The 6,898-nt window shown below is 35.7% G+C and carries 5 protein-coding genes and 1 pseudogene; 2 read left to right on the top strand and 4 right to left on the bottom strand.

Translation table 11 applies throughout. The features are described 5' to 3' along the window. Positions 1–19: 19 nt before the first annotated feature. Complete coding sequence (locus HU137_RS12230; protein WP_182044130.1) at positions 20–802, bottom strand: SMI1/KNR4 family protein; 783 nt, start codon at positions 800–802, stop codon at positions 20–22. 278 nt (positions 803–1,080) lie between these two features. On the opposite strand from HU137_RS12230, the gene HU137_RS12235 reads away from it, so the two are divergent. Further along, the gene (locus tag HU137_RS12235) at positions 1,081–1,449 is read left to right on the top strand and encodes a transposase (protein ID WP_246361559.1); all 369 of its coding nucleotides are present in this window, start codon (positions 1,081–1,083) and stop codon (positions 1,447–1,449) included. A 188-nt stretch (positions 1,450–1,637) separates the two neighbouring features. Here HU137_RS12235 and HU137_RS12240 read toward each other — a convergent pair whose 3' ends face one another. Next, positions 1,638–2,681, bottom strand: a complete 1,044-nt coding sequence (locus HU137_RS12240) for a ligand-binding sensor domain-containing protein (RefSeq protein ID WP_182044131.1) — start codon at positions 2,679–2,681, stop codon at positions 1,638–1,640. Positions 2,682–2,972: 291 nt separating this feature from the next. Here HU137_RS12240 and HU137_RS12245 point away from each other — a divergent pair. Beyond that, positions 2,973–3,245: pseudogene (locus HU137_RS12245) on the top strand (transposase); the annotation flags it as partial. Positions 3,246–3,521: 276 nt separating this feature from the next. Here HU137_RS12245 and HU137_RS12250 read toward each other — a convergent pair. Both HU137_RS12250 and HU137_RS12255 read right to left on the bottom strand, forming a co-directional pair. Further along, complete coding sequence (locus tag HU137_RS12250; protein ID WP_182044132.1) at positions 3,522–4,163, bottom strand: hypothetical protein; 642 nt, start codon at positions 4,161–4,163, stop codon at positions 3,522–3,524. 174 nt (positions 4,164–4,337) lie between these two features. Next, positions 4,338–6,485 (bottom strand): heavy metal translocating P-type ATPase, encoded by a 2,148-nt coding sequence (locus tag HU137_RS12255; RefSeq protein WP_182044133.1) that lies wholly within the window; start codon positions 6,483–6,485, stop codon positions 4,338–4,340. Positions 6,486–6,898 lie beyond the last annotated feature (413 nt).

A 6,898-nucleotide genomic window follows, 5' to 3' on the forward strand; every position in this document is an offset into this window, starting at 1 on the left:
ACCCTTGTTGTACGCAGTTTTATTTAAACATTTTTAAAACTCGCTGAATTATGTTGTCTTTTTTTGTGGTTTCGTTATCTATTGATTCAGTTTGATTAGGAATATATTGTTCAGGATTTAGAATTTTATTGATTTCCGATCTGTTTAATTCATAATAATCCAATAAAATATAATTTAAGTGGACAATTAAGGAGTTTTCGTGTGTAGAATATTTAGTATCTTCAATGTATTGTTTTACTTTTAAAATATTGTTGAACCAATCTGTATATAAATCTTTTATGTGCTTTTTTGTGTCAACCACTTCTTCTGATACAAAATGGAAACTAAAAGGATGATTACGTAAAGTTTGTTCAAAAAAAACATTCATTAAATCCGTCAAAGAACTTGTTCTTAGAGATAAATTCTCTCCATTTTCTTCATCCCAATATTCACTCATAATCCATACTTTAGGATTTTCTTCATCAGCATATATTAAAGAAATATAATCATTTCTACGTTCTGAGATGACAAATATTGATTTTTCGAATTTTTGAGAGTTATTAGTAAAGACCTCATCTGCAAACTCATTGATGTACTCTAAATCTTCGAAAGCCATATTTTCAGCATCCATAAACTGAAATAAAAATTTCTTTCCAATGCTTCTTAAGTATTCTTCATAAGCTAATGGAATCTTACCTTTTTCTGATTCTAATTTTTTTATTTCATCATCATTACATCCACAAATTTCTTTGTTTGCATCTATTTTAAGAATTAACAAATAATTTTTTAGCGTTTCAAAATATTCTCGATAAATATTGCTCATTTTGATTATTTATGTGTAAAAATTGCGTACAACGTTTTCGGGCTTTGCGTTCGGGCGGGTTTCGGAGCACAAAACTGTCAACCTGCACTGAACTTGAATAGAAGCACAAAGCTCCAAGTTTGCACGTCAACCCGCCTGACGCAAAACCCGTGTCCCTGTTGCACAACTCCTGATCAAAAATAGGCAAAGAATTGAAACCCACAAATAAATTGATTGAAAATTGATATAAAACACTTCAAATCAATTTTTTGAGTGATAATTATTATGTAAATTAGTACATGCAAGGACGAAAAGAATTTAGGCCAAAATTGTTTTATGAACTGAGTTTGGAAAGACTGGTACCGGCCGATAATATTTACAGGAAAATCGGGGAGGAATTGGATTTTCAATTTCTGTACGATTCGACTAAAAATTATTACGGTAGCGAAGGCCAGCAGAGTTTGGATCCTGTGGTTTTTTACAAGATTTTATTGGTGGGTTATTTGAACAATTTGAACAGTGATCGGGCTTTGCTCCAATATTGCGGTAATTGTCTGGATATCCGTTTGTTTTATCTGAAGAAACTTCTGAAGTTCAAGGTGAAAAAAGTAAAAACCCAAGCCCAAATCCTGAACCTTCCCAAAGGGAAGATTGGGGCAATTGCTTGAAGCTGTTTTGAGAAGGGAAAAAGCTTGGATTTAAGATAGTCAAAAATGGAGGGAATTCTAAATCTATTTGAATTTTGCTGCGCTTAGAGCGCTTTAAAATCGGTCAGATTTTCTTGGTTTTTTGTGAATTTTATCAAAAAAATGGAGTTGTGCAACGGCTATCGATGTTAGCAGCTGCTCTTTTTTTGTTATGGTTTAAATCTCTCAAATGTTTGTCCGTTAAATTTATATGCTCCGTTTTCGTGTGTTCCAAGCCAAAGGTTACCATTGTTGTCTTTGTAAATGCTAAATAGCGTAATGTCTTGTGAGTTATCTTGAACGGCATAATGAGTAATTTTCGTTCCATCGTATTTCCAAACGCCACTTCGATAAGTTACAAACCATAAATTATTCTCGTTGTCTCTTACTGTTGATAGATACTCATTTAGACCACTGGTATTTTTTCCATCCAAACTACCTATGCTTTCGTGTCTTGTATAAAACAAATTGCTTTTTAATGTTAAGCTGTCGTAAATACTATAACGGTTTTCGGTATTGAACCAAAAGTCACCATTTTTATCTTCCGTAATAGAACGCACTCCGTTTGCTCCTTCGTTACGAAATTCGGTCACATCTTCTTCGGTTATCCAATCAAACGATTTTCCATCATATCGGCAAACACCAACAGGGTTTGTGCCAAACCAAATATTGCCTTTTATGTCTTTATAAATACTGTAGACTCCAAAAGGATTGGGCAGATTTGGTGGCTCAGGCAACTGCAATTTATGTAAAGTTGTGCCGTCATACCGATAAACGTAATTTTCTAAATCGTAGGTATGTTTAAACCATAAATCTGTGGATGTAAGTTGCCAATCATTGCTGGGAATTGGAGTTAATGTTGTAAATGTGTTTCCGTCAAACTTAACAATGGTCGGCTTTGGATAAAAGCTGGCGAAGTATATATTGCCAGATTCATCTTGTTGTATTTCATCAACTCTATTGTTTGGCAAACCGTGCTTTGTTGTGTAATTAATCAATTTCTTTTCATCATATCTATAAACTCCTGTTTCCCAACTTCCAAACCAATAAACATTTTTCTTGTCTTGGTAAACAACCATTATACTTTTCCCAAGTTCTGTTACTGAATCTCCTTTTACAACGTTTTCTATTTTAACCTTTTGCGAAGTGTTTTGTCCATTACACGAATTCAACGTGGTAAGTATGGTTAAAAATAGAAGTATGCTTAATTTCATTGTATGTCTGTTATTGTTTTATTGGGTTGTGTGAGAGTTGCTGCTAACGGTCTCGGCTATGAGTAGTTGCGTGGTTTAGAACTTAACTTTGCAAGTACACACCAAACTGAAAATCCGAGAGGATTTTCAGAAGTAGGCGAGAACAAGCAATTACTTATAGCCATTGTCCCTGTTGCACAACTCCTGATCAAAAATAGCCAAAGAATTAAAATCCGCAAATAAATTGATTGAAAATTAATATAAAAATTGATAATCAATTATTTAAGTGATAATTTTTATGTAAATTAGTACATGCAAGGACGAAAAGAATTTAGGCCAAAATTGTTTTATGAACTGAGTTTGGAAAGACTGGTACCGGCCGATAATATTTATAGGAAAATCGGGGAGGAATTGGATTTTCAATTTCTGTACGATTCGACTAAAAAGTATTACGGTAGCGAAGGCCAGCAGAGTTTGGATCCGGTGGTTTTTTACAAGATTTTATTGGTGGGTTATTTGAACAATTTGAACAGCGATCGGGCTTTGCTTCAATATTGCGGTAATTGTCTAGATATCCGTTTGTTTTATCTGAAGAAACTTCTGAAGTTCACGGTGAAAAAAGTAAAAACCCAAGCCCAAATCCTGAACCTTCCCAAAGGGAAGATTGTGGCAATTGCTTGAAGCTGTTTTGAGAAGGGAAAAAGCTTGGATTTAAGATAGTCAAAAATGGAGGGAATTCTAAATCAATTTGAATTTTGCTGCGCTTAGAGAGCTTTAAAATCGGTCAGATTTTCTTGGTTTTTTGTGAATTTTATCAAAAAAATGGAGTTGTGCAACAGCTACCATTGTTGTACACTGTTTTTATTTTTCAATTAATTCTTTAAACTCTTTCAAATCTAGAGGTTGGTGTTTTAAATATTCAATATTCCAGATTTTTGCATTTCTAATTCTTTTATCAGGATGATAATTTCCAAGCCAATTTACAGAACAGATTTTTTTGTCAGATTGATTTAAGGATGAAATTAGTCCTTTTTCAATTCGGTCACGTTTTTCTCGGTCATATACTTTTGGAATTATAGCAAATGATAAATTCTTGTGAATATGCTCCGTAACTTTGTCCTCGTACTTTTTTTCATATTCCAAATCCACATATTTTCCGTGAATCTCTTTCTCTGCTCTTGATTTAAATGGTCTATTCCAATGTTCGAGATAATTATCTTCTGCGATATTTAAAAAGCATCTTCCAATATGTTTTCTGAAAACGCTACCTCTGTGCAATTTTGAGTTAAAATGATTTCCTAATCGTTTAATTAACCTATCGTTTCCATCGTGACTTCCAATTCTAACAATTCTGTCCAATCCATTATACTTTTCTCCATTTTCAAAGAGGACGTAAAGTCCATTTGAATCTGTCAAATCTTTTAATGTTTTTCTATCATATGGAAAAGAATATCTTTTTTGATTATTAAAATACTCGTGAATATAGTCGTAAATATCTGTCATTCGGTTTTTTGTCAAATGTGTGCACAACGGTTTGGGTATTGCCGAAGGCGGGAATTTTTAGCACAAAAGTTCAATAGAATTACTGCTGTTGAACCTTGCACAAATGTTAAATCGAAGCCGTTCAGCCCCGCTTTTGGCAATACCTTGTTACCGGCTGGTGTTCTGTCCGTCTTGTCATTTATTAATTTTTAAAAAGCTTGCATTGATGGCAACTACAATCGTACTAACACTCATTAAAACTGCCCCCATAGCAGGACTTAGCATAAAATGCGGATAAAGCACACCTGCTGCAAGTGGAATAGCAATCACGTTGTAACCAACTGCCCAGAGAAGATTTTGAATCATCTTTTTATATGTCCGTTTACCAAAATCAATCATTTTTACTACATCTCTTGGGTCGCTGTTTACCAAAATAATGTCGGCTGTTTCGGCTGCTACATCTGTTCCTGAACCTACTGCAATACCAACATCAGCTTGTGCCAATGCGGGTGCATCATTCACACCATCGCCTGTCATTGCTACTACTTCACCTTTTGCTTGATATTCCTTTACTTTTTCCTGCTTTTCGTGAGGCAATACGTTGGCAATATAATCGTCCATTCCTAATTGCTCTGAAACTGCTTTTGCAATTTTTTCATTATCACCTGTAAGCAAAATGGATTTGATGTTCATTTTTCTCAAATCGTCAATAGCTTCTCGTGAACCTTCACGGATACTGTCTGCCAGGGTGATAATACCAACAACTTCTCCGTCAATAAAAACATAATTTACCGTTTCAATATTTTGATTGATTTCTTTTGGAGTTTCAGGTTCTGTAAGGTTGTTCTGCTTGAAATAATTAGGTCCAGCCGCTACAACTTCCTTTCCTTTTACAACTGCTTTTACACCAATACCTGCCATATAACTGAAGTTTTCCGACTTCCACAATTCAAGGTTTCTTTCTTTCAATGTTTTTAAAATTCCTTTTGCGATATGATGTTCGGAATATTGCTGAACGGCTGCTGCATATTGTATCATATCATTGGCAGAATATTTGTCGGTTAATGGAATAATCTTTTCCACTGCGTGAGAGCCTTTGGTAAGCGTTCCTGTTTTATCGAAAATAATGGTGGATAATTTTCTTGTGGTTTCAAAAGCGGTGCGATTTCGAATGAGTAAACCGTTGGTAGCTGAAAGCGTTGTAGAAATGGCAACCACCAATGGAATAGCCACACCCAAAGCATGCGGACAAGCCGTAACCATTACTGTTACCATTCTTTCCAATGCAAAAGCAATATCTCCGCTACTGCTAAACCAATAAATAAAAGTGATTACACCTACGGCAATGGCAATATAGGTAAGCCATTTGGCTACTTTGTCAGCAAGGTTTTGTGTATTCGACTTTGCTGCTTGTGCATCTTGAACCAAATTGATTACCTTATTAAGGTAGCTGTCTTTGCCCACTCCAGTTGCCGTAACTCGTAAAGCCCCTTCGCCATTGATAGAACCTGCAATCACTTTTTCGTCCGCTTCTTTTTTTACGGGAACACTTTCGCCAGTGAGCATACTTTCGTTCACATACGAAACGCCATCAATTACTAATCCATCTGCAGGAATTTTTTCGCCCGGTTTGATGATTATGGTTTCCCCATTTTTCAGTTCTTCGAGTTTTATTTTTATGGCTTCTCCGTGCCGTTCAACAGTAACATCATTGGGTAACAATGCCACTAATGACTGTAAGGCTTTTGAAGCCGCCATTGTAGAACGCATCTCTAACCAATGGCCTAAAAGCATTATCACGATAAGGGTTGCCAATTCCCAATAGAAATCCATTCCTTTAAGCCCAAACGTAACCGCAACAGAATAGATATAAGCGACCGAAATGGCGATGGCTACCAAGGTCATCATTCCAATAGCTTTTGCTTTTATTTCGCCTACCATTCCTTTCAAGAAAGGCATTCCGCCATAGATGTATATGAAGGTTCCCAACGCCAATAGAACATATTTGTCTCCCGGAAAGGAAATGCTAAAACCAAACCATTCCTGTATCATTTGCGATAACAGCAAAATGGGAACGGTAATGATTAAACTTACCCAAAAACGTTTGAGGAAATCATTGGTATGATGCCCTTCGTGCTTGTCATAACCGCTTTCCGAATGTTGGCTATGGTCTTCGCTATGATGCGAATGTTCTTTGTTGCCATGATGGTGTTGGTGTCCGTGATGACTATGCGTTTCTTTTTTTGCTCCACCCATAGGCACTAAATCCATTCCGCAAAGCGGACATTTTCCCGGTTCGTCCTTAATCACTTGTAAGTGCATTGGACAGGTATATTTCTTCATATTCTTTTTGTTCGTTCTTATATCTTTGAGGTGTCGTTTTACACTTGCCGGTAACGTTTTGGGTATTGCCGAAGGCGGGGAAATCGAAGCCGAAAGTTTCGATTTTGCACCGAGGCGAGCCAAAACGAATTTTTGTGAGTTAAATTTAAAAATAAAAAACGAATAAAATTCGTTTTTGGCGGAGATAGAAGTACAAACCTTGAATTTAGCACTTTAGCCCCGCTCTTGCACATACACGATGTCCCTGTTGCACAACTCCTGATCAAAAATAGGCAAAGAATTAAAACCCACAAATAAATTGATTGAAAATTGATATAAAACACTTCAAATCAATTGTTTGAGTGATAATTTTTATGTAAATTAGTACATGCAAGGACGAAAAGAATTTAGGCCAAAATTGTTTTATGAACTGA

It is taken from the genome of Moheibacter lacus, from assembly GCF_014042165.1.
Taxonomy (GTDB): domain Bacteria; phylum Bacteroidota; class Bacteroidia; order Flavobacteriales; family Weeksellaceae; genus Moheibacter; species Moheibacter lacus.

What these genes read in the sequence shown, in the direction of transcription:
- HU137_RS12255 (WP_182044133.1), bottom strand. Translation starts at nt 6,485, where the DNA reads ATGAAGAAATATACCTGTCCAATGCACTTACAAGTGATTAAGGACGAA.
- HU137_RS12230 (WP_182044130.1), bottom strand. Translation starts at nt 802, where the DNA reads ATGAGCAATATTTATCGAGAATATTTTGAAACGCTAAAAAATTATTTG.
- HU137_RS12235 (WP_246361559.1), top strand. Translation starts at nt 1,081, where the DNA reads ATGCAAGGACGAAAAGAATTTAGGCCAAAATTGTTTTATGAACTGAGT.
- HU137_RS12240 (WP_182044131.1), bottom strand. Translation starts at nt 2,681, where the DNA reads ATGAAATTAAGCATACTTCTATTTTTAACCATACTTACCACGTTGAAT.
- HU137_RS12250 (WP_182044132.1), bottom strand. Translation starts at nt 4,163, where the DNA reads ATGACAGATATTTACGACTATATTCACGAGTATTTTAATAATCAAAAA.